Source organism: Plantactinospora sp. WMMB782, assembly GCF_049179135.1.
Classification (GTDB): Bacteria; Actinomycetota; Actinomycetes; order Mycobacteriales; family Micromonosporaceae; genus Plantactinospora.
The window spans coordinates 1708183-1730708 of sequence record NZ_JBMHMC010000007.1; the positions used below are offsets into that span (position 1 = coordinate 1708183).

At 67.4% G+C, this 22526-nt stretch carries 28 protein-coding genes and 2 other RNA genes; 20 read left to right on the forward strand and 10 right to left on the reverse strand.

The window, feature by feature from the left end; all coding sequences use genetic code 11:
* Positions 1–2: 2 nt before the first annotated feature.
* The 10 genes from ACN28A_RS09780 to ACN28A_RS09825 form a co-directional block, all read right to left on the reverse strand.
* An RNA gene (locus ACN28A_RS09780) (hammerhead ribozyme type II) lies at positions 3–68 on the reverse strand.
* 2 nt (positions 69–70) lie between these two features.
* Positions 71–445: a hypothetical protein gene (locus ACN28A_RS09785; protein ID WP_421394298.1), complete on the reverse strand. Its 375-nt coding sequence runs from the start codon at positions 443–445 to the stop codon at positions 71–73.
* Between the two features lie 92 nt (positions 446–537).
* The gene (locus tag ACN28A_RS09790) at positions 538–897 is read right to left on the reverse strand and encodes a hypothetical protein (protein WP_421394300.1); all 360 of its coding nucleotides are present in this window, start codon (positions 895–897) and stop codon (positions 538–540) included.
* A gap of 12 nt (positions 898–909) precedes the next feature.
* Positions 910–984, reverse strand: an RNA gene (locus tag ACN28A_RS09795) — hammerhead ribozyme type II.
* A gap of 1 nt (position 985) precedes the next feature.
* Positions 986–1666 (reverse strand): hypothetical protein, encoded by a 681-nt coding sequence (locus ACN28A_RS09800; RefSeq protein ID WP_421394303.1) that lies wholly within the window; start codon positions 1664–1666, stop codon positions 986–988.
* Positions 1667–1686: 20 nt separating this feature from the next.
* Positions 1687–1833 (reverse strand): hypothetical protein, encoded by a 147-nt coding sequence (locus tag ACN28A_RS09805; protein WP_421394305.1) that lies wholly within the window; start codon positions 1831–1833, stop codon positions 1687–1689.
* Between the two features lie 100 nt (positions 1834–1933).
* On the reverse strand, positions 1934–2323 hold the full coding sequence (locus ACN28A_RS09810) for a hypothetical protein (RefSeq protein ID WP_421394308.1): 390 nt from the start codon (positions 2321–2323) through the stop codon (positions 1934–1936).
* Between the two features lie 126 nt (positions 2324–2449).
* Positions 2450–2623, reverse strand: coding sequence for a hypothetical protein (locus ACN28A_RS09815; RefSeq protein WP_421394310.1), 174 nt, complete (start codon positions 2621–2623; stop codon positions 2450–2452).
* A gap of 10 nt (positions 2624–2633) precedes the next feature.
* Positions 2634–2876 carry a hypothetical protein gene (locus tag ACN28A_RS09820; protein WP_421394313.1) on the reverse strand — a complete coding sequence of 81 codons (243 nt, stop codon included), beginning with the start codon at positions 2874–2876 and terminating at the stop codon, positions 2634–2636.
* Positions 2877–2979: 103 nt separating this feature from the next.
* Positions 2980–3354 (reverse strand): hypothetical protein, encoded by a 375-nt coding sequence (locus ACN28A_RS09825; protein ID WP_421394315.1) that lies wholly within the window; start codon positions 3352–3354, stop codon positions 2980–2982.
* A gap of 1792 nt (positions 3355–5146) precedes the next feature.
* Here ACN28A_RS09825 and ACN28A_RS09830 point away from each other — a divergent pair.
* The 20 genes from ACN28A_RS09830 (at position 5147) to ACN28A_RS09925 (ending at position 22517) form a co-directional block, all read left to right on the forward strand.
* Positions 5147–5515, forward strand: a complete 369-nt coding sequence (locus ACN28A_RS09830) for an HNH endonuclease (protein WP_421394318.1) — start codon at positions 5147–5149, stop codon at positions 5513–5515.
* 97 nt (positions 5516–5612) lie between these two features.
* Positions 5613–5867, forward strand: a complete 255-nt coding sequence (locus ACN28A_RS09835) for a hypothetical protein (protein WP_421394321.1) — start codon at positions 5613–5615, stop codon at positions 5865–5867.
* A complete protein-coding gene (locus tag ACN28A_RS09840) occupies positions 5864–6028 on the forward strand; it encodes a hypothetical protein (protein WP_421394323.1) in 165 nt (54 codons plus the stop codon). Before ACN28A_RS09835 ends, ACN28A_RS09840 begins: the two co-directional genes overlap by 4 nt.
* On the forward strand, positions 6025–6240 hold the full coding sequence (locus ACN28A_RS09845) for a DUF7681 family protein (protein WP_421394325.1): 216 nt from the start codon (positions 6025–6027) through the stop codon (positions 6238–6240). The genes ACN28A_RS09840 and ACN28A_RS09845 overlap by 4 nt, the downstream gene beginning before the upstream one ends.
* Before the next feature lie 50 nt (positions 6241–6290).
* On the forward strand, positions 6291–6755 hold the full coding sequence (locus ACN28A_RS09850) for a hypothetical protein (RefSeq protein WP_421394327.1): 465 nt from the start codon (positions 6291–6293) through the stop codon (positions 6753–6755).
* 35 nt (positions 6756–6790) lie between these two features.
* Positions 6791–8452 carry a terminase gene (locus tag ACN28A_RS09855; RefSeq protein ID WP_421394330.1) on the forward strand — a complete coding sequence of 554 codons (1662 nt, stop codon included), beginning with the start codon at positions 6791–6793 and terminating at the stop codon, positions 8450–8452.
* A 34-nt stretch (positions 8453–8486) separates the two neighbouring features.
* Positions 8487–10043 (forward strand): phage portal protein, encoded by a 1557-nt coding sequence (locus ACN28A_RS09860; protein WP_421394332.1) that lies wholly within the window; start codon positions 8487–8489, stop codon positions 10041–10043.
* A gap of 9 nt (positions 10044–10052) precedes the next feature.
* Entirely contained in the window at positions 10053–11111 is a 1059-nt protein-coding gene (locus ACN28A_RS09865) for a hypothetical protein (protein WP_421394334.1), read from the forward strand.
* Positions 11112–11114: 3 nt separating this feature from the next.
* Positions 11115–11627, forward strand: a complete 513-nt coding sequence (locus ACN28A_RS09870; RefSeq protein ID WP_421394337.1) for a hypothetical protein — start codon at positions 11115–11117, stop codon at positions 11625–11627.
* A 68-nt stretch (positions 11628–11695) separates the two neighbouring features.
* On the forward strand, positions 11696–12778 hold the full coding sequence (locus tag ACN28A_RS09875) for a hypothetical protein (protein WP_421394339.1): 1083 nt from the start codon (positions 11696–11698) through the stop codon (positions 12776–12778).
* Between the two features lie 63 nt (positions 12779–12841).
* Positions 12842–13315 (forward strand): hypothetical protein, encoded by a 474-nt coding sequence (locus ACN28A_RS09880; RefSeq protein WP_421394341.1) that lies wholly within the window; start codon positions 12842–12844, stop codon positions 13313–13315.
* A 4-nt stretch (positions 13316–13319) separates the two neighbouring features.
* The gene (locus tag ACN28A_RS09885) at positions 13320–13664 is read left to right on the forward strand and encodes a phage head-tail adapter protein (RefSeq protein ID WP_421394343.1); all 345 of its coding nucleotides are present in this window, start codon (positions 13320–13322) and stop codon (positions 13662–13664) included.
* Positions 13664–14143 carry a hypothetical protein gene (locus ACN28A_RS09890; RefSeq protein ID WP_421394344.1) on the forward strand — a complete coding sequence of 160 codons (480 nt, stop codon included), beginning with the start codon at positions 13664–13666 and terminating at the stop codon, positions 14141–14143. The genes ACN28A_RS09885 and ACN28A_RS09890 overlap by 1 nt, the downstream gene beginning before the upstream one ends.
* Positions 14136–14636 carry a hypothetical protein gene (locus ACN28A_RS09895; protein ID WP_421394347.1) on the forward strand — a complete coding sequence of 167 codons (501 nt, stop codon included), beginning with the start codon at positions 14136–14138 and terminating at the stop codon, positions 14634–14636. Before ACN28A_RS09890 ends, ACN28A_RS09895 begins: the two co-directional genes overlap by 8 nt.
* 14 nt (positions 14637–14650) lie before the next feature.
* Positions 14651–15391 carry a hypothetical protein gene (locus ACN28A_RS09900; RefSeq protein ID WP_421394348.1) on the forward strand — a complete coding sequence of 247 codons (741 nt, stop codon included), beginning with the start codon at positions 14651–14653 and terminating at the stop codon, positions 15389–15391.
* Between the two features lie 103 nt (positions 15392–15494).
* Positions 15495–15836 carry a phage tail assembly protein gene (locus ACN28A_RS09905; RefSeq protein WP_421394350.1) on the forward strand — a complete coding sequence of 114 codons (342 nt, stop codon included), beginning with the start codon at positions 15495–15497 and terminating at the stop codon, positions 15834–15836.
* 68 nt (positions 15837–15904) lie between these two features.
* Positions 15905–16213: a hypothetical protein gene (locus ACN28A_RS09910; RefSeq protein ID WP_421394351.1), complete on the forward strand. Its 309-nt coding sequence runs from the start codon at positions 15905–15907 to the stop codon at positions 16211–16213.
* Between the two features lie 3 nt (positions 16214–16216).
* Positions 16217–19459: a hypothetical protein gene (locus tag ACN28A_RS09915; protein ID WP_421394352.1), complete on the forward strand. Its 3243-nt coding sequence runs from the start codon at positions 16217–16219 to the stop codon at positions 19457–19459.
* Positions 19456–20316 carry a phage distal tail protein gene (locus ACN28A_RS09920; protein WP_421394355.1) on the forward strand — a complete coding sequence of 287 codons (861 nt, stop codon included), beginning with the start codon at positions 19456–19458 and terminating at the stop codon, positions 20314–20316. The genes ACN28A_RS09915 and ACN28A_RS09920 overlap by 4 nt, the downstream gene beginning before the upstream one ends.
* Positions 20304–22517: a Gp37-like protein gene (locus ACN28A_RS09925; RefSeq protein WP_421394356.1), complete on the forward strand. Its 2214-nt coding sequence runs from the start codon at positions 20304–20306 to the stop codon at positions 22515–22517. The genes ACN28A_RS09920 and ACN28A_RS09925 overlap by 13 nt, the downstream gene beginning before the upstream one ends.
* Positions 22518–22526: the final 9 nt, after the last annotated feature.

A 22526-nucleotide genomic window follows, 5' to 3' on the forward strand; every position in this document is an offset into this window, starting at 1 on the left:
CTGCTCGGCAGCCTCATCAGCGGAGGGATGCCGGCCCTCCGGACCTCCCTGGCGGGGAGGTTTCGGCAGCTCAGGGCTTGACGTTCTGCTGGTACCACGCCTCGGCCGCCTCCAGGGCCTCACCCCAGGTCCCGCCCCCGTCCTGGGTGGTCTGGGCGCGCTGGAGGTAGTCGGCCGCCTTTGCGCTCAGCGCCTCCGGGAAGTCGTCGCGCAGGCCGTGGACGCTCCCCCGGTACTCGCGGTGCCGGGTCTCACCGCCCAGCGCCAGCGCCTCGCCCACCACGCAACCGGTCTTCAGTCGCGGGTCGTCGGCGCTGAACACCTCCGCCTGGGTCGCGGGCCGGTACCGGCAGTACTCCGCCCCGCCGGGGTTGTAGACGAAGTCCTTGCCCTGGACCTCCACCGCACGCGCCAGCAGCTCCCGGGCCTGCTCGATCTCGATCATCTGGCCTTCCCCTCTGTCGGCAGCCTCATCGGGACCGGGATGCCAACCCGGTCGACCACCACTGAGCTAGGCCCAGTAGCGGTTTCGGCAGGTCAGAGTTCGCGCTCGATCAGGTCCGCGAGCCGGTTGAAGTCCCACCCGTCGCGCTCGGAATCGTTGCGCCGCACGAGCGTGCCGCCATCCACGATTGGATTGGGGCTCTCCAGCCCGGCCCACTCGGCGACCGCGTTCGGCAGTACGCCGCCGGCCCGGTCCTCGCCGTCCGGGTAGAAGTACTCGTCCTCCTCGTGCTCGTCCGACTGCGCCGGACCGATCACGCCCTCCTTCACTGCGACCTCGCACAGCACCCCGAGGCAGCAGTAACCCTCCTTGCTCTTGAGTCGATCCTTGGCCTGCTTGTACTCGCCGCTCCGGAGGGCGGCGGTCCACATCTGCTTGACCTCGGACTTCATCGGTTCCCCTCTCGTCGGCAGCCTCATCGGGACCGGGATGCCAGCCCGGTCGACCGCCAGCGCCCCTCATCGCTGGCGGTTTCGGCGCTCAGGTCAGAGCCAGTTGCCCCGGGATGGTGGGCACCATCAGGTGCGTGGCAGCGAACGGCTCGGCCTTCCGCTGGAAGTAGGCGTTCCGGTGCTCGGCGTAGGTGTCCTCGAACCAGCTCCACGAGATCCCGTCGGCGTTGTGGCCCTGCCGCTCCGAGACCTTCTCCTCCATGGACTCCCAGATGCCGGCCCGGTCCTCGTCGGAGTCGTCCGGGTAGTCGCGCTCGACGGACTCCTTCGCGTCGGCCACGGCAGCGTCGAACGCCTTCGACTCGCGCTCGGAGTAGTCCGACTCATCGAGAATCGGGTACTCCTCGCGCAGGTACAGCGCGATGGCCGTTGCCTCGCGGAAGGCGGCCGTGAACTCTCCGGAGTCGTCGTAGACCTGCACGAAGATCTGTCGCAGGCTCCCGACCGCCCAGTGCCGCGTGGTCGCGTCGATCACGTGCTCGTCCGGGTCGTCGTCGGCGTGCACGGCCGCGCCCCGGATCGCCTCCAGGGCGGCGTGATAGTTCGACTCGGCCAGGATGTCGTCGCCGTACTCCGCCCAGGCCATGACGGCACCGTGCGTGTTGTACAGCCGGTCATCCCACATGGCGGAGTCGCTGGGCTGCTCCAGCGCCTCGCGGGCAGCCTTCTCCAGGGTCTCCTTGTCGAGGTCCGCTGCATCCCAGGCCATGACGCTCTCCTCTCCCTGTCTCAGCGGCCGGTGCCCTGAAGCCAGGCGTGCGCGCACTTGCGCTCCCGGCACAGCACGATCCGGCGGTTGTCCGCGAGGAAGCTGGTCATGAAGTCGGTGGTGGGCTTGCGGCACCCCCGGCACGTCGCGTTCTTGGTGTCGGCCACGCTGACCACTCCTCTCGGTTGCGGGTTGCCTCATCAGGCGTCGGGAACCCATCCCGACGCGACCGACACCGAGCCAGGCGGTCTCAGTGTCGGTTTCGGCTCAGACGGAGACGGGCGCGGCCACGTCGATGGACACTCCGGTCGCCAGGGAGTAGATGGCCTTCTCGCCGCGCACCTCGGCTACGGCCAGGGCCAGAGCCTCGCTCTGGTAGTGCTCGGAGATGTCGAGGTAGATCAGCCCCTCGTCCAGCCACGACCCGAGGTACAGCCGGTCAGCGGCGAGTCCGGTGGACAGGCGCACGGAGTCCGCCCAGTGCCGGATCCGCTCCTCCAACTGCGCCTCGCTGAACTGCGCGGCCAGGAGCTTGATCCCGCCCACACCCACCATGTAGCCGATGCCCGGCACCTCGCCCCCGTCCATGGGCACGGTCGCGCCCCCGTCGGTCAGGGCACCCCGGGTAAGACGCCCCGCGATCTGGAAGCTGTTCATCGATCCTCGCCTTCTTTGTGTTGGCCTCAATGTCAGTTTCAGGGCAGAGTGATGCCCTGGGATCTCTGGCCACTCCCACCGCGCAGGGATGTCCCCCCGTTGGACACCCGTGCACGATGGGCTAGGTCAGAAGTCAGAAGTCTCGCCCCAGCCGCCCGCCGAGTACTGACGCCACACGTCTTCCCCGTATGCGGCGATGGCCCATTGCTTGTGGGCTTCGTAGTCAGCGGCAGTGGGCTCACGCTCCCCACCATCCGGGTCGCGCGCTTCGATGGCCTCCAACATGTAATACCGGTCCACCGTGCTCCCTTCAGTCCGCGAGCGGACGCACGAACTCGTCCGACGCCCAGGTGGTGATGTCCGACTCCGACGGGCCGAGTTCGTCCGATCCCGGCACCAGTCCGACCACGTTGAGCAGGAACCAGCGGCGTTGCACGGGGGTGTACCGGACCTCCTTCAGTGCCAGCATCGCCGTTCTGGGCATGGCGCTGCGCCACGCTTCGAGTGCGATCCTCTCGGCGGTGCCCGTGGGCTTGCGCGTTGGCTTGAGCATGGTTCCGTCTCCTCTGTCTCGGGAACGGCAAAGTGCCCCGGCCTGTAATCAGAACCGGGGCACCGCCACACCGTTTCGCTACCGCGACCGGTAGCGCTTGCCGCTACTTGCGCGGCACCCTGGGCTTACGCTCGATCATGCCGTGAATGGTCCGCAACTGATCGGCGGTAATGCCCGCTGCTACCAGGATGGCGTAAGGGTTGACCCCCGCCTTGCAGAGCTTGCGTGCGGAGCTAGCGGCACGCGCCATACCCGACCCGTACTTTGCCGGGCTGACGCCGTGTCCGAACGGCCGGAAGGGCTTGCCTTCCGACTTGCCCCGCTTGCCAGTGGCGTTGCCAGGTGTCCGGCCGCGCATGTTTTCCGCAAGCGCGACCTTGTTCGTGGCCTGGTCCGCCATCCTGATAGCATCGATCATTTCCCGTGCAATCCGACGCTGCTCTTTGTTCATGTCCGGCATGATGAGTAGCTGTGCCATCGTGACCTCCGTAGCGTCGAGTGCGGAACCAGAGCGGGCCGGACAGACAGCGATTGCCTATCCGGCCCGCACCGGAAAGATTAGGTTTACGACGGTTCTTGCCTTCACTGCGCTTCCGTCCGTCGCTATCCGGAAGCGCTGCACCCGTCGGTTAGTCCTAGGATTGATAGCCCTAGTCCGACTAGGCGACCACCTATCTCCGAGGGGACTCAGTCCGTAGACCTACCTCACCTTTACCAGTGCTGGCAGATTGCTGCCCCGCCGACTAAACGGCCGCTCCGGTGCGGGTTTGATCCCGACCTTAAAACGTGGTCGATTACCCGTCCACTGCCTAGGCACAGCGCGTTGCATGGCGGCAATCCACCATGCCCGCTTTCCGTGCGCGCTTGCTTACGGGCCTTCCATTAACGCGCTTCCCGTGCTGGACGGGTTGCCGTTACGCGTTCCCGGTACTGCCGCTACGCGGCCCCCGCCTAGGCGGAAGGACTAGCCCCGGGAAGGGCGTTCCGTGTGTGGAACCGGTGTCGCTGTGTTGCCCGTGGCATCCCTCGCGGATCGAACGCAATGAAGAGACCCGTCCTAGCCGGAGGTGTTTCCGGACTACGCCCTGTCTCAGGATGCCGCTTGCTGTGTTGCCCGGTCACAATATCGGTTTGGATCCCCGTCTGTCAAATCCGTTCGGCCGGTAGGTCTTCGTGCCCCGTTTCGCACCCACTTCGACGCTAGGTGCCCCGGTTGACCAGGGGATCCGCTCTGTAGTTGTGTCCCGCTTCGCTTGCCGGTCCGTTGCCGTCCCGCCTTGCGATGGGGTCAACACTAGGCGCCCGGTCTCAATCTCGGATCAGCCCTACGGATGAAACGGGCATCATACTTTCGGACGATGCCTAGCGGGCTCTCTGCGGCACTGAGACTGCCCAGCCTTGGTCTCACTATCAGTTCGGCCCGTTCGGCCCGCAGCGTTGCTCTCAGCGGGCTAGGCGCCATGCTGCCCGGTAGCCGTACCCCCGTGCTGTGCGCTCCCTGGTGCGCTGTGCTCGGCGTGCGGCGAGGGGAGGGGAACCGGGCGCACGACTGCGCGCACGTTCTACACCATGCGTCCAGGCTTGCCAATAGGCCAAGCGGCTGATCTCTGTGTCTGTTCGTCTCTTGACAACGAGGAGTGATGGGGGTATAACCCCCTGCGCGCGCTGGCCGCTTCACCGGGTGGTATAGCGGCTCGGATTGTGCCACGGTTTCGAGGTTCGCGGGCTACAGGGCAAACCGGGCTATCGCCGCCCCTAAAGGGCGGCCTCCAGCGCTAACCAGTGCCCGGTTGGGGGCCTTCGGCCCCCCTTAGCCCGAACTACCCTTCTGCCGCTGCCTTCTGCCGCCGCTGACTACGCTCTGTAGCGCGTTAGCACGCTCTCTGGGCGGCCCCGGAGGGGCCGCAGGGCTCCCGTAACACCCCTCCAGCCTGCATGTTGATCATGCAGGGTTGTAAGACGGCTCTCCCCCGCCGAACTATAAGTAGAAGGGTAGATCTAGCTACATAGCTAACGGGTAACACAGCTACAAGTTACCTGGTAGATGGCCCCTTACGGGGCCTCTCTAGTTGGCTAGCTCTCAGTAGCTCTGCTACTCGGTAGATGGCCCCTAACGGGGCCTCCCGGTTAGCGGGTAGCCCGTTAACTATGCAGCCGGCCGGGCCGAAGGCCCGGCGAGCGCTGGAGAGGTCACAAGCTGACCCCGGTCCGTGGCTAGAGCAAGCTCTAGCCGTAAACATGGCGGGGTCTACAACTGCAAGCGAGAACAGATGGCCTGGGAAGGATCAAACCGTCGCAGCCGGTTGCCTCCGGACTGGGAAACCAGGCGAGCCACGGTCCTGAAGCGTGACAACTACCGCTGCAAGGTCCGGGTGGACGGCAGGCGGTGCAATGAGCCGGCCAACGAGGTAGACCACATTAAGCGCGGCGACAACCACGCGCTTTCCAACCTGCAAGCCATCTGCAACGAGCACCACAAGGCCAAGACGTCCCGCGAAGGCAACGAGGCCAAGAAACAGAAGCGGAATCGCTACCGCCGGCCGGAGGAACTGCATCCGGCCGAGATATGGCGACTCCAGCAGGAAAGTCGCGCGAGCGCGCCGGGGTCCTCCTCTCCCCCCGAGCTGCGCCGCGCGTAGCCGGTTTGAGTGCAGCGGCGGACGCGCACTCCCGGCTCGCCCCGTCCCCCAATCCGGGGGGCGGGGCCTTAGCGTCCCCCGATGAATGGAGCGCCGGATGGCCGACGAGAAGTACCGGAACCGGTGGGCGTTCATCTGGAAGATCTGGCTGTTCCTGGCGGCCGTGTCTTTCGCGGTCCTGGAGGGCATCTCGCTGGTGCAGCGCAAGCCCGGGGACACGCTGTCCGAGAACACGCGGCGCTGGATCCGCACCGACAAGGGCTGGAAGTCCGCCGGCCCGATCGCCTTCATGGCGGCCCTGGTCGCGTTCGTGGTCTGGTTCATCCCGCACATCGTGTGGGAGATCTGGTGATCCCGTTCGAGCTGCGGATCGCCTTCGGCCCGATCGTCCTGGTCGACCTCGCTGTCGACCTGAAGCTCTGGACCGTCGAGCTGCCCGAGGAGGACGAACCCCAGAAGGTCGAGCTGCCCGGCGGCTTCGGCTTCGCAGCCATCCCTGAAGGAGACGAATGAAGCCCGAGGACATCGAACGCCGGTTCGCCTACCACGCACCCAGCACCGAGGAGAAGCGCGACGCGCACGCTCGGGTCCGGGGCCTGTCCGGCAACCTGGCTTTCGAGCTGGACAAGCTCCTCCCTGAGGGGCGAGAGAAGTCCATCGCCATGACCAAGCTCGAAGAGGTCATGTTCTGGAGCAACGCGGCGCTGGCGCGACAGGACGACTAATCGCCGGGGCTCAGTCTCTCGGCCACTACCAACTGACCGAGGAGGTGACCATGGGCCAGCGCGGACCAGTTCCGAACCGCTCAGACGACCTCGCGCGACCGCGCGAACGCAAGGGCGGCGACACCCAGCCGGTCACCAAGGGCAAGGCCCGCCCGATCTTCTGGCCCGAGCCGGATCCCGACTGGCACCCGATCGCCCTGATGCTTTGGGAATCCTGCCAGATCAGCGGCCAGGCCGACTTCTACCAGCAGAGCGACATCGCCTTGCTCTACAGCCTGTGCGAAGACCTGTCGCACTACAAGACCTCGACGTACGTCGACAAGGACGGCGTTGAGCGGACCGCCAAGCGCTCCGGCCAGATGCTCCAGACCATCTACAGCTCGTTTGAGCGCCTGCTGATCGCCGAAGGCGACCGCCGCCGCGTCCGGCTGGAGCTGGACGAGGAGGAACAGGGCGAGGACGCCAGCGTGACCGTGATGGACGACTACAAGCGGGGCCTGGGCCTCGCACAGTAGGGGTTCGCCCGCCGGGAGCCCGGGGGGAGGGAACGATGGCCAAGGCCGTGGTCGAGTTGACCGCCGAGGAGATCGATCTCCTCCATCCGATCTACCTGGGGCCAACCTGGCTGGGCGAGGACGGCGAGCCGACCACCGCCGGCCCCTGGCGACTGCCGGAGCACACGCTCGGCTGGGAGATCGTCAAGTGGGTTGCTGACTACCTCCTCGGAGAGGACGGCAAGCCGTTCCGGCTGACACTGGAACAGCTCCGATTCCTGCTCTGGTGGTACGCCGTTGACGAGTCCGGGCGATTCATCTACCGCACCGGGGTATTGCAGAGACTAAAGGGGTGGGGGAAAGATCCGCTGGGCGCGGTCATCTGCCTGGTGGAATTCGTTGGCCCGAGCCGATTTTCCCACTGGAAGAACGGCAGCCCGGTCGGCAAGGCGCACCCGCAGGCGTGGGTTCAGATCGCCGCCGTTTCTCGCGAGCAGACCAAGAACACGATGACGCTGATGCCGTCGCTGATGAGTGACAAGCTCATTCAGACGTACGGCATCAAGGTCGGTGCCGAGCTAATGCGCGCGGATCGCGGCCGAAAGCGACTGGAGGCGATTACCTCAAATCCGCGGACCCTTGAAGGTGGTCGCAGCACGATGGTGCTGCTAAACGAAACGCACCACTGGCTCAAGGGCAACAACGGCCACGCGATGTACGAGACCATCGACGGTAACACCACGAAGAAGGACTCGCGCTACCTCGCGATTACCAACGCTTACCTTCCGGGTGAGGATTCCGTTGCCGAGCGGATGCGGCTGGCGTACGACGACATCGTTGCCGGCCTCGCGCCGGATGTAGGCTTCTGCTACGACTCGATCGAGGCACACCCGAAGACGCCGCTAACGGCGACCGCGCTGGAAATCGTGCTACCGAAGATCCGGGGCGACGCGGTATGGCTGCGAATCCCCACGATCATTCAGTCCATCTACAACAAGTCCATCGCGCCGTCGCGATCCCGCCGAATGTGGCTCAACCAGATCGTCGCGGACGAGGACGCGCTGTTTGGCCCGGACCACCTGGCCGACATCGAGCGACCCAAGGCCGAGCTGAAGCCTGGCGACCGGATTGTGATGGGCTTCGACGGCGGCAAGACCGACGACAGCACGGCGCTGGTTGCGATCCGCCTCTCGGACAACACGGCGTTCCTGCTGGCGGTCTGGGAGCGGCCGGCTCAGTGGCCGGCTGACGAGCCCTGGGAAGTGCCCCACGCCCGCGTTGACAGCGCCGTGCACGACGCCTTCAAGGTGTACGACGTCGCGGCGTTCTATGCCGACGTCGCTTTCTGGGAGAGCTACATCTCGTCCTGGAACGAGGCGTACGGCGCCTCACTGGCCGTCAAGGCCCGACCGGGCAACCCGATCGGCTGGGACATGCGTGCGAGCCTCCAGCGGAACACGCGGGCCAACGAGCTGCTGATGGACGCCATCTTCAAGAAGCAGGTCTTCTTCGACGGCGACGAAACGCTCCGCAGGCACACCCTCAACACCCGGCGCCGCACGAACAACTACGGCGACAGCTTCGGGAAAGAGGATGCCCGCTCGCGGCGCAAGGTCGATGCCTACGCGGCCTGGATGCTCGCGTACGCAGCCCTGACGGACCTGCGCAACAACGCCAAGCCCGAGAAGCAGCACTCCACTGCGGCCTGGTTCCTGTGACCTGAAACCGATATTGAGACCGAAGGGAGGGCGGATGACCCAGCCTGACCCCACGGCCCTCCCGCTTCGCCTGGCCCGCCAGATGCTTGCCATCATCGAGCGCGACCGGCCGCGCTTGGCGCGGGTTGACGACTACCTACACGGCCGGCACGACGACCCCTACATGCCGCCCACGGCGGACGCCGAATACCGCCTGCTGGCCGGGCGAGCCGTCACCAACATGTCGCCCATCCTGGTCGGTACGCCGGCCCAGGCGCTCGCCGTGGACAACTACCGGCGAGGCAGCGACGACGACAGTGAGGGCGACAGCGGCGGACGCACGGTCTCGCCGGAGTGGCGCCACTGGCAGGAGAGCCGGCTCGACGCCCGGCAGTCGGCCGTGCACCGCGCGGCCCTGGCCTACGGCCACTCCTTCACGCTGACGGAGAAGACGGCCAAGGGCATCCGCACCAAGGGCTTGAGCCCTCTGCGCACGACCGCGCTCTACGAGGACGCCGCGAACGACGATGCGCCGTACGCGGCACTGACGATCGTGCGGCACCCGGACCCCAGCGAGGACCGCCCCGGCAGGGCTCGGATGTGGGATGGCGTCAACGAGTACGCCGTCACCTTCAAGGCCCCGACGGACGAGGACTCGATCCGGGTCAGCGCGGGCGCGAAGCACGGCGCCACCGAGTGCCCGGTAACTCGCTTCGCTGCGGCCGTCGACCTCGAAGGCCGGACGGTTGGCGTGGTCGAGCCCCTGATCCCGCTCCAGAACCGGATCAATCAAACCGTATTCGATCTGTTGGTCGCGCAGACCTACGGCTCGTTCGTCGTTCGCACCGCGACCGGCATGTCACCGCCGATGAAGACCAAGCCGGTTTGGGAGATGGGCCAGGAGCCCTATTCCCAGGGCGCTGAGGGCTGGACTGATGCCCAGGGTCGCAAGGTGGACTCGACTGGCCGGATCCTCGTCAACGGGGAGCCGATGCTCCTCGAAGTCGTCCCGGTTATCGACCCGCAGACCGGCAAGCCGATCCCCGAGCAGATCGACGTCAACGCCAGGCGCTTCCTCTTTGCCGCCGACGAGAAGGCGAAATGGGGCTCGCTGGAGGCAACTCCGCTCGGCGGGTACATCGAGAGCGTCGACATGTCGATCCGGCACCTGTCCGCGATCGGCCAGGTCCCGCCCCATCACCTGCTGGGCCAGATCGCCAACCTGAGCGCGGAAGCGCTCCAGGCCGCAGAGACCTCCCTGAGCCGCAAGGTCGCCGAGTTCCGCAATGTCTTCGGCGAGAGCTGGGAGCGGGTCTTCCGGCTGGCCGCGCAGCTCGCCGGAGACACCGAGCTGGCCGAGAACTACATGGGCGAGGTCATCTGGCGCGACATGGAGATGCGCTCGCTTTCGCAGGCCGCTGACGGCCTGGGCAAGCTCGCCGAACAGCTCCACATCCCGCGCAAGGGCCTCTGGCCGCGCGTGCCGGACGTGACCCGGCAAGAGCTGACCGAATGGGACCGGCTCTACGACGAGGAGGACGTCGACCGCCAGATGGTCGACGCGCTCCACCGCTCCTCGGCCGGCTCGGTCTCCGACTCGCCAGCCGAGTAGGGGTGACCGTTGGCCACCCTGACCGCAGCACAGCGACAGACGCAGGCCGAGGCGGTGACCGCCGCCTTCCTGGTCGCGATGAACCGGATCGGCGCGGGCACGCTCGCGGAGTCTCTGGTGTCCTGGGAGCAGGACGTGCCCCTGGCGGGCGCGGCCGGCGCCGGGGCTCGGTGGCTCACGCGGCGCGTCCGCTCTGTGATGGCTCAGCGCCGGAGGGCGCACCGCCTGGCGGTCGCGTACTACCGACTCATCCGCGCCCTGCGAACGGGCCGCACCGTCGGACCCGAGGACGGCACGACGACGCTCGGCGAGCTGCGCGGCGACTTCGCCCGCCTCGCCGGCCCGTTGCCGGACCGGCTCCGAGCTGGCGCCGGCCTGAACCCCGGGGCACCTGGGGGATCCGACGTGATCCCCGTCGAACGCCTCGACGGCTGGGAGTCCGACGACGAGCGCCAGGAGCGCGACGCGGAGGACGAAGCCCGCGAGGCACTGACCAACCTCGGACTTCGCAACCTGCGGTGGAAGCTGCGCGACGTCGACCGTGACTCCCCGGCGGAGAAGCGGGACGCCGATCGCGAAGAAGCCCACCGCAAGGCGGGCCGCCGGCAGGCGGCAGCGTCCGAGCGAATCGCCCTGAATGGCGGACGCGGGAAGGTCTGGGATCTGGCCGGAAAGGACAAGCGAGTCCTGGGCTACATCCGCGTTTCGCAAACGGGAACGCCCTGTTCTTGGTGCGCGATGCTGATCAGTCGCGGCCCGGTCTACAGGAGCCGAGAGAGCGGATCCGTCCTTTCCGCTGGCTCACGGTCGGTCCGCAAAGGCACCTACGAAGAGGGCGACCTCTATCACGACAACTGCAAGTGCACCGTGGAGCCCGTGTACTCCCGGGAGCAATACAAAGAGGGCTCTCTGTATGCCCTGAACCGCGAATACGAGGAGCTGTGGCCGAAGGTCACAAAGGGCCTCAGCGGTAAAGCGGCCCGCCGGGCGTGGCGCCGTTTCTTCTACACGCAAGAAAGAGCGCGTGCCCAGGCGGCGGCGCAAACCCAACTCGCCCAGGAGGCGTGAGCAATGGCTGACACCCCGGAGACCACCGAACCCACCACCACGGAGCCCACGGTAACGCCGGAGCCCGTGAAGCAGGACGACCAGAAGCCCAAGAGCGCGCTGGACGAGCTGCCGGAGTGGGCGCGGAAGGAGCTGACCGACACGCGCGCCGAGGCGGCGAACTACCGCACGCGGCTGCGCGAGGCCGAAAGCCGTCTTGCCGAGGCGAAGACCCCGGAGGACGTCGAGAGGGCCGTCGCGGACATCAAGGCCACCAACGAGAAGTTGGAACGCGACCTGCTCGTGGCCACGGTCGGCAAGGGCCTGCCGGACGACCTTCTGGGCCTGCTCGGCGAGAGCAGTGCCAAGACCGAGGACGAGCTGAAGGCCAAGGCCGAAACCCTCCGGAAGTACGCCAGTGCGAACACCACTCCCCCGCCTCCCGGCGACCTGAGCGGCGGACTCGACCCGAGTAACAAGGCGGATGCCTTCGACCCGGCCGAGATCGCACGCAGGGCGCGCTACGGCCTGCTGTAGCTCGCGCTGGGGCCTTTATGGCCCCAAACCGATATTGAGACCAACCCTCTGACAGAAAGAGCTTCAGCATGGCTCTGAACGCCATCGTTCAGCCCCAGAAGCTCGCGGCCGTCGCGGCCGAGGTGATCGAGCAGTCGCTCGTTCTCCCGGCACTGTTCCAGCGCGAAGGCTTCGAGAACTTCCGGGGCGCCGAGAACGACACCGTCTACACCCGCGTGCCGGGCATCCTGCCGGCGCACGAGATCGCCAACTTCCGCGCCGAGCGGACGTCGAGCATCACGTTCGACGCGTTCGTGGAGCGGAAGATCAGCCTGACCCTGTCGGGCAACACGTACAGCGCGACCAAGCTCCAGGACGAGCAGAAGGACTGGGACTCGATCCAGTGGGCGCGGGTCATCACGACCCAGGCCGAGGCCGTCGCGCGGTCCCTGGAGGACAAGGCCGTCGACCTGGTCACTGGCCAGTCGTACCTGGCCACCATCGCGGGTACCGGCGTCACCAACCGGACCATGCGGCAGGCGCTCCTGAAGCTCCGGGCCGTGGCGAACCGGTTCAAGATGCCGCTGGAGCGGCGGAACTTCGTGATCGGTACCGCGATCGAGGAGGCCATCCTCGGTGACGACAAGCTGGTCCTGGCCCAGAACGTCGGCGACCAGATCGCCGCGACCGCGCTGCGGGAGGCCACGATCGGCCGGCTGTTCGGCATGAACGTCGTCGTGTCGCAGGAGATCGACCCGGACAAGGGCTACCTGTTCGTGCCGAGCGCCTTCGCCATGGCCACGGCGGCTCCGGCCGTCCCGCAGAGCGCGACCGGTGGGTCGGCTGCGGCGCGGGGCATCGGTGCCCGGTGGGTGCTCGACTACGACCCGACCATCCTGGCGGAGCGGTCGGTCGTGAACACCTACAACGGCGTCCGGTCGATCAAGGACGTGATGCTCAACGCGGACCGGTCCGACGTGATCCGCGTCGGCGAGACCGTGGGCGAGTTCCTGATCCGGGCCATCGCGTTCGACCTGGACGCGACCGCCGACGCGCTCCCGAACGCCGACGCCAACGCGGACGCGGACGGCACTGGCGGCACCCCGGGCGCGGCGACCCTGCTCAACCAGTTCGTCAGCGCGGTCGGCGTGGGGACTCCCTACACCCCGTGACCCAGCAGCCAGTGAGGGGAGCCCTCCGGGGCTCCCCCGCTGTGCCCGTCGATCGGAGAGCCGATGACCGCTTTCGCTGAGGTGGATGACGTTCAGGGTCGGCTCGACTTTGACATGTCCGAGGCCGAACGAACGGTGTGCGAGAACGCCCTGGAGGACGTGTCCGACGAGGCCCGGTTCCTCGGTGCCGGCTGGCCGGATCCGGAGCTGGCGCCGCGCATGGTGCGGACGCTGGTCCTGCGGTCGGTCACCCGCTACATGAAGAACCTGGACGGCCTGGTGCAGAGCCGGGCCGGCGACGAGACGATCATCCTGCCCGACCTGGGCGAGGCGGCCGGCGCTCCGTACTTCACCGCTGCCGAGCAGGCCACGATCCGCGCCCTGGCCGGTCGCGGAGAGGGTGGCGTCGTCTCGGTGGAGGCGACGGCCTGGCGCACGGCCCCCGGGGCCGGCGAGACGTGGATCCGGACCGTGGGTGGCGGGACGAAGCCGTTCCCGTTCAACGCTCCGACCCCGGCGCGACCGGACGAGTGGTGACGCCGTGCCCAGCTTGCAGCGCAGGCGGGGCAGGCCCGCCGTCATCCACCCCTACAAGGTTGAGGTCGACCGGCGAGGCTCCCCGCAGCGCGTGGTGGACATGTCGCCGGAGGCGGAGATCCACGTCGTTGCGGCGTTCATCCCGCAGCGCAGCTCCCGCGCCGAGTTGCCCGGTCAGATGTCCATCGAGATCGTCCGCATGATCGTGCGGCACAGCATCGAGGGCTTCGACCTCTGGGCTCGGGTGACCTACGACGGCAAGGAATGGGACGTGGCCGCCCCGCCGTCCTACCGCCACGGCACCCGACACACCCGGCACGTCAGCGTCGACCTGCGCCGGAGGCCGTGATGGCCGAGGTGTACCGCTACGTCAACGGCAAGAAGATCGAGGGCTACATCGCGGACCTGGAGGGCGTGCAGCTCTACCTGGCCGGCGAGGCGTTCGAGATCAAGGCTCGCGCTGACGCCAACCTCCAGGAGGCCCGCGACATGGGCCGCGTCGACCCGACGCGCGGTCTCAACCCAGACGAGCGCGGCGCCGTCATTGACTGGGGCCAGGAGCGCGACCGCGAGTACGGGCACCTCGACTGGTACGTCTCCCTGGACGACCGGGGCAGCGACCTCGGCGCCATGAGCATCGAGTTCGGCCGTGCCGACTACATCGTGGACGAGTACGGCCGCACAAGCGGTGGCCACGAGGGCCTTTACATCCTCACCCGGGCCGCCGACCTGCCGATCGAGCGGAAGCGCCGCGTGAAGATCCGCAAGGTCAAGGTGCGCTCCAACCGAGCGGCGAAGCGCAAGGACAGGAGGATGCCCGGTGGCTAACCTCCCTGACCGCGTCTACGAGCTGGCCGAGCTGTCGCCGGCCGAGGATGTACTACTCGGGGTGCTGGAGGCCCGCCTTCCTGAGGTTCCCTCGGGCGCGCAGATCGAGATGCACCAGACCTTCCCCTTCATCCATCTGCGCCGGCTCGACAGCTTCGGCGAGTGGAGCGGGGATCCGCGCTTTCTGGACGACGCCTACATGGGCGTCTACTGCCTGGTCGAGGACCCGAACGGCGACGAAGACGCCGCAATCCTCTCCGAGGCCGTGCGGATCGTGCTGCGCGACGCCGCTAAGGCCAAGCTCGTCATCCCCGGTCGCGGCTCGATCGTGAGCATCGACATGCAGGGCTCGCCGCGACGTACGTCCGACTGGGCCACCTCTGCCGGGCCGGTGCAGTACGCCGAGCTGCCTGCCGGCGTCGTCCGGTACGAGTCGCGCTACTCCGTGACCGTGCGCCGGCCCCGCCAGCGACCTTACCCATCACCTCCCTGACAGGAGCGCCATACATGGCACTGAACGACAACGCGACGCTGGTCGTTGGCGCGGGCAACTTCTTCCGTGCGCCGGTCGGCACGCCCAAGCCCGAAGACCTCACCACGGTGGAATCGCCGTGGGAGAACGTGGGCCACACCAGCCTGGAGGACATCTTCGGGCTGACCTCCGAGGGCGGCGAGGCGACCACCCTGGGCACCCTCCAGGCGAAGACGCTGCGGACCACGTACGCGCCCCGGACCGAGTCCTTCACCTTCATGGTGATGCAGTTCGACCGCAGGAGCCTGCGGCTGTACTACGGCGCCAACGCGCCGGTTCTGCCGGACGGCTCGCTGGGCGTGCCCAGCTCCCCGGTGCCGACCGAGTGCGCCTTCCTGATCGTGTTCGTGGACGGCGAGAACCACTTCGCCTTCTACTGCCCCAAGAGCGAAGTCTTCCGCGCCGAGGACATGTCCATTCCGGACGCCGAGTCCCTGGCGGGTCTGCCGCTCGCGGTCAAGCCGGTCGTCTACGCCGGCAACCTGTGGCCGTACAGCGTGACGCCGATCGGTGGCATCGAGCCGGAGACCGCCGTGGCCGGCACTCCGGGCATCTTCGAGCCGCTGGGCGCCGACACCCCGTACAACCTGGCCGCACTGGCCGGCGTCACGGCCGACCCGACGAGCGCGTGGAGCACCGGTCAGCACGTGGAGCTGGAGGACGGCTCCAGCGCCTACTGGAACGGCACCGCGTGGACGGCCGGCGTCGCAAGCTGACCTCAGACCGATATTGAGACCGGCCCCGGAGTGATCGGCGGACCCACTCCGGGGCCTGCACCACCGCGAGTCCGCCGACCCACAAGCGAAAGGTCCGCCGACCATGCTTTCCATCAATCTCGACACCATCCGCGAAGCCACCGAGCGCAAGTACGGCCACCTCACCGTCGAGGTGGGGGAGAAGTCCGTGCGCCTGCTCAACCCGCTGCGCCTGCCCAAGGAGCGCCGGGAGAAGCTGATGCGGCTCCAGAGCGTCGACCTCAAGGCCGAGGGCGCCGACCAGGCCGCCGTCCTCGCGGACGCGATCCGGACCGTTGCCGATACGGCGGGCGGGGCGAAGATCCTGCTGGGCGCCATCGGCGACGACCTGGCCGTCCTGGTCGAGCTGTTCGAGGAGTACGGCCGGTCGACCCGATCGGGGGAAGCCTCGGGCTCGCAAAGCTGATCGATGAGTACGGGGACGGGCTCTACCCGGACCTGCGCCGGTACTTCGGGATCGACCTGGAGTCCGTGGTGCGCGGGGACGGGCCGGATCCCGTCCTCGTCCTCGCTGCCGTGCGAGCCCTCCCGGACACCAGCCTGACCGCCGCCCTTTCCGCCGGGGGCCGCGATCACTACGGCTGGGGCGTCGACCGCCACCTGCGGGCGAACCTCTTCGACGCCCTGAATCTCAACACGCGCGCCTCCGGGCACTGGGGCAAGAAGCCCCCTCCGAAGTTCCCCGAGTTCCCGCGCCCCAAGTCGAAGCCGAAGAAGTCCGCCGAACCGAAGCAGAAGGTCACGGTGCGGGACGTCTTCCGGCGCCTCACCAATAGGGGCTGATCAATGGCGGACCAGGTCATCGGGCGTGTCTTCGTAAAGGTCACCCCTGACACATCGAAGTTTCGTGAGGAGGCCAGGGCCGCCCTTGAGCGCGAGGAGAAGCGTCTCCCCGAGCTTGAGGTGGAGCTGGAGGTCGACCTCGCCGAGGGCACCACCCAGAAGGTCGCCGCGCAGGCGAAGGCGGTCCAGAAGGCCGCTGAGGCAGCCCTGGAAGACCTGACGCTGAAGGTCAACCTGGACGACGCCGGCTCGGTGCAGTCGGCGCTGGCGCGCATCAACCGCGAGCTGGTCAACGTCGGCGCGGTCGAGATCCCGGTCGCGCTCAACGAGGACGACCTCAAGGCGACGCAGAAGCTCCTGGAGGACCGGCTCGCCGAGGTCGCCACGGTGAAGATCCGCGTCGACACCGACGACGAGAGCGACATCAAACGGGCGATCGACAAGATCGACGCCCAGCTTGCCGACCTGAAGCGCGTCGAGCTGGACATCCACCTGGACGAGGCGTCCCTACTGGGGGCCAAGGCCAAGCTTGAGGCAGACCTGAAGCGGGTTGAGGTCCCCGTGGTCGCCGAGGTGTCCAAGCCCTCGCTGGGCATCGTAGAGGCCGTCCTGGCGGGCCTGACGCGCACGCGGGACACCGTGATCCGGCCCGTGCTGGACCGGGGCGCCTTGGCCGCACTGTCGGCCGCGAGCATCCTCTCCGGCTGGCGAGCGCTGACACAGAGCGTCGACCAGGCCCGCAGCGCCTTCACGCGACTGTTCGCGGAGATGCCGAAGGTCATCCTGATGACCACGCAGGTGCTCGGGCTGTCCGGGGCCTTCGCGGCGGCCGGCGCCAACACCATCGGCCTGCTCGGCTCGGTGGCCCAGCTCGTACCCCTCCTGCTCGCCATCCCGGGCGTTGCCATCGGCATCGGCGTGATGATCGCGGCGCTCCAGGACTTCGGCGCGCAGCTCCCCGGCATCGCGGCCGGCTTCACCGCACTCCAGGACACGATCTCCGAGGCCTTCTGGAGCGTTGCCCGAGGCCCGATCAACGACCTGCTGACGGCGGCCCTGCCGATGCTGAGCGCCGGCCTGGAGGCCACTGCCACGCAGATCGGCGGGTTCTTCGCCTCCCTGGCGGCCGAGTTCGGCCGAGCCGGCGGCTTCATCAGCCAGATCCCGGCCATGTTTGACGCGCTGAACGAGTCGATCGCGATCTTCACCCGGCACACGCCGGCCCTGAACACGATCGCCACGATCTTCGGTCAGATCGGCTCGGGCCTGCTGCCCCCGCTGGCCGCCCTCATGGGTCAGGTTGCGGATGAGTTCGCCCGGTGGCTCTCCGATGCCACGGCCGGCGACGGCTTGCAGGACATCGTCGACGGCGCCATCGAGTCCCTTGAGGGCCTGTTCGAGGTCGTGAAGGGCGCGGCCGGCATCTTCGGCGGTTTCTGGCAGGCGGCCCGCGATGCCGGCGCCTCCACGCTGACCACCCTCGGCAAGTCCCTTCAGGACTTCGCTGACCGCCTGGCGGACCCGCAGATTCAGCAGTCGTTGTCGAAGCTGTTCGGCGCGGCGTTCGAGGGCATGGACCGCTTCCTGACCAAGGCGGGTCCGGCTTTCGAGCAGGTCTTCCTGTCGATGGCCGATGTGCTCGCGACCGTCCTGCCGGCTGTCGGCCAGGTGCTCGGCGGAGTCGCGGAAGCGCTGGGTGAGGTATTCGCCAACCCGGCGCTGACCGACGGCTTCACTGCATTCATCGGCGGGGTGCTGAAGGCCATTGCCTCCCTGACGCCGCTGCTGACTCCGATCGGCGACCTGATTGGCGCGCTCGGTCCGACCCTGGGCCTGCTGGCTTCCAGCATTGGCCAGGTCATCGGTTCTCTTGCGCCCACTTTCGGAGCGCTACTGTCCTCTCTTCAGCCGCTTATCCTCCTACTGACGGGCACGCTCTCCGAGGCGCTGACCGCCATTTCCCCGCTTATTCAGACTATGGGCGAAACCCTGGCCGTGGTATTTGGGCAACTGGCGGTTGAGCTTCAGCCGGTGATGGATGCGCTGATCGACCTGATCGTTGGGCTGATGCCTCAGCTCATTCCGCTGATCATTCAGCTCGCCCCCCTGATCCTCCAGATTGCCCAGATCGCACTGCCGGTTATGGCGAGCCTGTTGCAGGCGCTCCTGCCGACGCTCAGTGCGATCATCTCGGCCATCACGCCCATTGTGAGCGGCCTGACGGAACTGCTGGCGATCCTCGCTCCGGTGCTGATTCCGACGCTGACCTGGCTGGCCGAGGTGCTGGCCAACGTCGCGCGGGCGGTGGTGGAGGGCCTGATCACGGCCATCGAGGGCCTGATTCAAATCCTGACCGGGGTAATCAACTTCGTGACCGGGGTTTTTACTGGGGACTGGTCTAAGGCTTGGGACGCCGTTTGGCAGATTATCGACGGCATCTGGAAGCTGATTCTCGGCGTCATCGAGTCGACCGTATTCGCAATCGTCTCGCTGGTGGGCGTGAAGGTCTCCGAGATCCGTGCGCTCTGGGAGAATGCGTGGACGATTGTCCTGACGTTTTTCCGCACCAAGTGGGAGCAGATCTTTGCCTTTCTGACGACGACGTTCATCAACATCGTCAGCCTTTTCGCGGGACTCTGGGGGCGAATCTCCGGGTTCGTTTCCGGGCTGTTCAGTAGCCTCGTCTCGCTCTACCAGAGCGGCATGAGCAAGGCCGCAAAGGCGGTAGACGACGGAGTCGACACGGTGATCCGGTTCTTCCGGAATCTACCAGGCGACGTTGTCCGCGCGCTCGGCAATCTCGGCAGCATCCTGGTTGGCGCGGGTAGGGATTTGATCGGCGGCCTCCTCAGTGGTATCAGGTCGATGGCGGGCGAAATCGTCGCCACGATCAAGAACTACGTTACCGACAAGATCCCGGACTACGTCAAGGACTTCTTCGGCATCAATTCGCCGAGCCGGATGTTCGCCGAGTTCGGCGCGAACCTGATGCAGGGTCTCGCGATCGGCATCGAGGACGAATCGACCCGGGTCATAAAGGCGCTCGACGCTGTCATGTCCGACGTCGAGGACTACGAATTCCGACCGCCGCAGACGCCCGACCTGGGCGTGAATGCCTCGCTCTACGGCGGGGCGGACGCCGCCCCGACTGGCAACACGATTATCTACAACGCCGCGCCCGGCAGCTCCCTCGGCTCCGAGGAAGACCTGTTCTCGGCGCTTGGACGAGCAAGGGCGGGCTGGTGAGCGTTTACCTGCGATTCCGTCGAGAAACCGACTCTATTGCACTCAACGGCGTGGCCCGCAACGGACATGGCGTGGAGGCCCTGACTGGCGTGACCGGTCTGGGCCTCCCGCCCGTCTCTACCCAGTGGTTGACGGGCGCCGGAGACGGCGCCCTCTACCGGGGTCGGCGGGTCCAGCCGCGCGACATCGACATCAAGCTGTACTTCTTCCTCCCGGACCGCGAGGCGCTGGAGGCGGAGCTGGCGCGCATGGCGGCCATGCTCGACGGCCCCTGTGCGCTCGACGTGGTCAGCGACGGCGGCCAGTACTGGACTACCGAGGTGGTCCGCGTCGGCGGCGGTGACTTCGTCTACGGCAAGGACACAATCGGCGAGAACGAGCTGACGACGGTCGTGACGCTGCGGGCCGGTGATCCCTACTTCACCTCGTCCATCACCGAGACCCAGGCCGTCTCCAATGCCGGCGTCGGCCGGGGCCTGCTCGGCAACCTGAGCAAGCTCCAGGTCAGCGCCTCGCAGGCGATCGGCTCGATGCTCATCGACAACCGAGGCGATGCGGTGGCGTGGCCCGTGTGGCGCGTGACGGGGCCGGGCCGGGACCTGACGGTCACCTTGCCCAATGGCCAGGGCTTCGTGTGGGAGGGCGAGCTGGAAGACGGCGAGGTTCTGGTCATCGACTCGAAGGCCGCCTCGGTGAAGCTCTCGACGGGCGAGAACCGCTACGGCGACCTCGGGCCGGCTCCGAAGTTCCTGCCGCTGCCCAGGGGCTCAACCCTGGTCACGGTCTCCATGGACGACACGACGAGCGCCAGCGCGGTGCAGTGCACCTGGCGCACCCGGAAGTGGTGGGTGATCTGATGCGGCCAGCCGACCTGACCGTGGAGGTGCGGGACGCCACCCGCGCCCGGGTGGGCCAGATTCGCCCGGACGACCTCGACATCACCGTCACCGACACCCTCAACGGCGTCGGCACCTGGAGCCTGAAGCTGCCCGTCGAGCACCCGATGGTGCCGACGCTGCGGACGCCCGGCTCCGGCCTCGTCATCACCGGCCCGGACGGCGAGACGCTGCTGTCCGGGCCGACGGTGACACCGGAGTCGGCCGTCACCTCGGAGGACCCGATCGGCATTGTCGCGATCAAGGGCGTCTCCGACGCGATCCACATGGCCGACCGGCTCGCGGTGCCCAACCCGAACTTTGCCGAGCTGGACGCCGAGGGCGACCTGTACGACGTGAGGACGAATTTCGTAGAGCACCTGATGTACCACTACGTCAGCGTCAACCTCGGTCCCGACGCGCCTGCGGTCCGCCGCGTTGCCGGCCTCTCGCTCGGCGCCTCTGAGGGGCGCGGCCCCGTGGTCACGCGGCGCGTCCGTTACGAGAAGGTCGGCGAAGTGCTCGCCGGCCTGGCCCAGGGAACCGGGCTCTACTGGCGGATGCGCCAGGTCGGCACCGACATCCGCTTCGACGTGCACGAGTCGGTCGACCGGCGAGACTCGATCCGGCTGGACGTCCTCAATAACACGCTGGCCGGACACCGCGTTTCGACGTCGCCACCGGGCGCCACCCGGGTTCTGGTCGCCGGGAAGATCGATGACGAGCCGGACGACTCCGGCAACGAGCTGCGCCGCGTGCTCAAGGAGGTCTCCACCACGGAGTCCGTAGCGGCCGAGGCCGCCTGGGGCCGGCGCATCGAGCGCTTCGTGGACAAGCGGTCCATTGAGGACGAGGACGAGTTGCTTCAGGCCGGCGCGGAGGTGCTGGCCGAGGAAGGCTTCGCTGCCATCTCCGTCCAGGTCGTTCCGATGGACGACTCCAGCATGGAGTTTCTGCGGGATTGGTTCTACGGCGACCTGGTCAAGGTGGTGGTCGACGGCGAGGAGCTGGAGGCTACGGTCACCGGCTACGTCCTGAAGGCCAACGCCAGCGGGACCTCCGTGGGCGTCGTGCTCGGCGACCCCTCCGGCCTCAGTGCGGCCACGGCCCTTGAGCGCCGCCTCGCGGACAGCGAGAACCGCATCTCGGCCCTGGAGCGGGGCACGGAGAAGGCCCAGGGGATCCGCGTGCTGACCCCTGGCGGGTACGAGCAGTCGACGGCGGCCGAGGACTACCCGCAGGGTGAAAGCCTGCTGCACCTGACCGACGAACAGGCCGAGGACGCCGGCTGGGACTTCTGGGCTGACAGCGCCTCTGGCACCGTCCGCACGGTCCGCCCCCTCGGCGAGGCAGGAGACGCCTACCAGACCTGGACCTCCCACGACGGCGAGGGCGGGTGGCCGGTGATGATGTTCCGGAGCGGCACCGCCGAGGACGGCTGGACCGACTGGCACTCCCTGCTGACGTACGCCGACCTCAGTGAATGGGAGGCCGAGCGTCAGCTCGCTACTGACTGGAACGGCCCAGACGACGAGCCCGAGTGGTATCCGTCGGGGACCTCCCTGATGGCCACCGAGGCGGGCGGCGACTGGACGCCGAACGGTGGCAACGGCATGGTCGTGACGCACCACCTGGAAGACGAGCGCGTCACTCAGGTCTTCCACGCCGCCAGTGGCCCCGGCATGTGGGTGCGCAACCACCATGCGGACAACCCGGGCTGGAGCGACTGGGCCGAAGTCCACACGATCACCGAGGCCGGACGGCCGATCGAGGTGGAAAGCTGGGCCGAATTTAACGGCCTGGCCAATACGGCACCAGCCGCCGGGACGACACCGGTCAACATCACCTTCGTGGCGCCCCCGTCCGGAAAGGTCTATGTCACTGTCTCCGGCAACGTCCGACAGAGCATCAATGGCAACCAGACGGTTCTCTCGTGCGACGTGCGTGCGGGCACGACCCCCGGCGCGGGCACGGCCGTCATCACCGCCGACTACCGGCGGGGCATCGTCACCAACGCGGGTGTCGTCAGTGCTGGTCCGGCCTACGCGGCCGGCAGTCGACGGTTCCTGGTCTCCGGCCTGACCCCGGGCGCTTCCTATACCGCCCAGACGTACCACTGGGTGACTCCGGCTGGAACCGGTCAGGTTTACGCCCGCAGCCTCTCGATCGAGCCGGTTCCCTAACCCAAGGAG

Excerpts from the sequence above, each read along its gene's own strand:
- ACN28A_RS09785 (WP_421394298.1), bottom strand. The coding sequence starts at position 445 with ATGATCGAGATCGAGCAGGCCCGGGAGCTGCTGGCGCGTGCGGTGGAG.
- ACN28A_RS09790 (WP_421394300.1), bottom strand. The coding sequence starts at position 897 with ATGAAGTCCGAGGTCAAGCAGATGTGGACCGCCGCCCTCCGGAGCGGC.
- ACN28A_RS09800 (WP_421394303.1), bottom strand. The coding sequence starts at position 1,666 with ATGGCCTGGGATGCAGCGGACCTCGACAAGGAGACCCTGGAGAAGGCT.
- ACN28A_RS09810 (WP_421394308.1), bottom strand. The coding sequence starts at position 2,323 with ATGAACAGCTTCCAGATCGCGGGGCGTCTTACCCGGGGTGCCCTGACC.
- ACN28A_RS09820 (WP_421394313.1), bottom strand. The coding sequence starts at position 2,876 with ATGCTCAAGCCAACGCGCAAGCCCACGGGCACCGCCGAGAGGATCGCA.
- ACN28A_RS09825 (WP_421394315.1), bottom strand. The coding sequence starts at position 3,354 with ATGGCACAGCTACTCATCATGCCGGACATGAACAAAGAGCAGCGTCGG.
- ACN28A_RS09830 (WP_421394318.1), top strand. The coding sequence starts at position 5,147 with ATGGCCTGGGAAGGATCAAACCGTCGCAGCCGGTTGCCTCCGGACTGG.
- ACN28A_RS09835 (WP_421394321.1), top strand. The coding sequence starts at position 5,613 with ATGGCCGACGAGAAGTACCGGAACCGGTGGGCGTTCATCTGGAAGATC.
- ACN28A_RS09845 (WP_421394325.1), top strand. The coding sequence starts at position 6,025 with ATGAAGCCCGAGGACATCGAACGCCGGTTCGCCTACCACGCACCCAGC.
- ACN28A_RS09850 (WP_421394327.1), top strand. The coding sequence starts at position 6,291 with ATGGGCCAGCGCGGACCAGTTCCGAACCGCTCAGACGACCTCGCGCGA.
- ACN28A_RS09855 (WP_421394330.1), top strand. The coding sequence starts at position 6,791 with ATGGCCAAGGCCGTGGTCGAGTTGACCGCCGAGGAGATCGATCTCCTC.
- ACN28A_RS09860 (WP_421394332.1), top strand. The coding sequence starts at position 8,487 with ATGACCCAGCCTGACCCCACGGCCCTCCCGCTTCGCCTGGCCCGCCAG.
- ACN28A_RS09870 (WP_421394337.1), top strand. The coding sequence starts at position 11,115 with ATGGCTGACACCCCGGAGACCACCGAACCCACCACCACGGAGCCCACG.
- ACN28A_RS09875 (WP_421394339.1), top strand. The coding sequence starts at position 11,696 with ATGGCTCTGAACGCCATCGTTCAGCCCCAGAAGCTCGCGGCCGTCGCG.
- ACN28A_RS09880 (WP_421394341.1), top strand. The coding sequence starts at position 12,842 with ATGACCGCTTTCGCTGAGGTGGATGACGTTCAGGGTCGGCTCGACTTT.
- ACN28A_RS09890 (WP_421394344.1), top strand. The coding sequence starts at position 13,664 with ATGGCCGAGGTGTACCGCTACGTCAACGGCAAGAAGATCGAGGGCTAC.
- ACN28A_RS09900 (WP_421394348.1), top strand. The coding sequence starts at position 14,651 with ATGGCACTGAACGACAACGCGACGCTGGTCGTTGGCGCGGGCAACTTC.
- ACN28A_RS09905 (WP_421394350.1), top strand. The coding sequence starts at position 15,495 with ATGCTTTCCATCAATCTCGACACCATCCGCGAAGCCACCGAGCGCAAG.
- ACN28A_RS09915 (WP_421394352.1), top strand. The coding sequence starts at position 16,217 with ATGGCGGACCAGGTCATCGGGCGTGTCTTCGTAAAGGTCACCCCTGAC.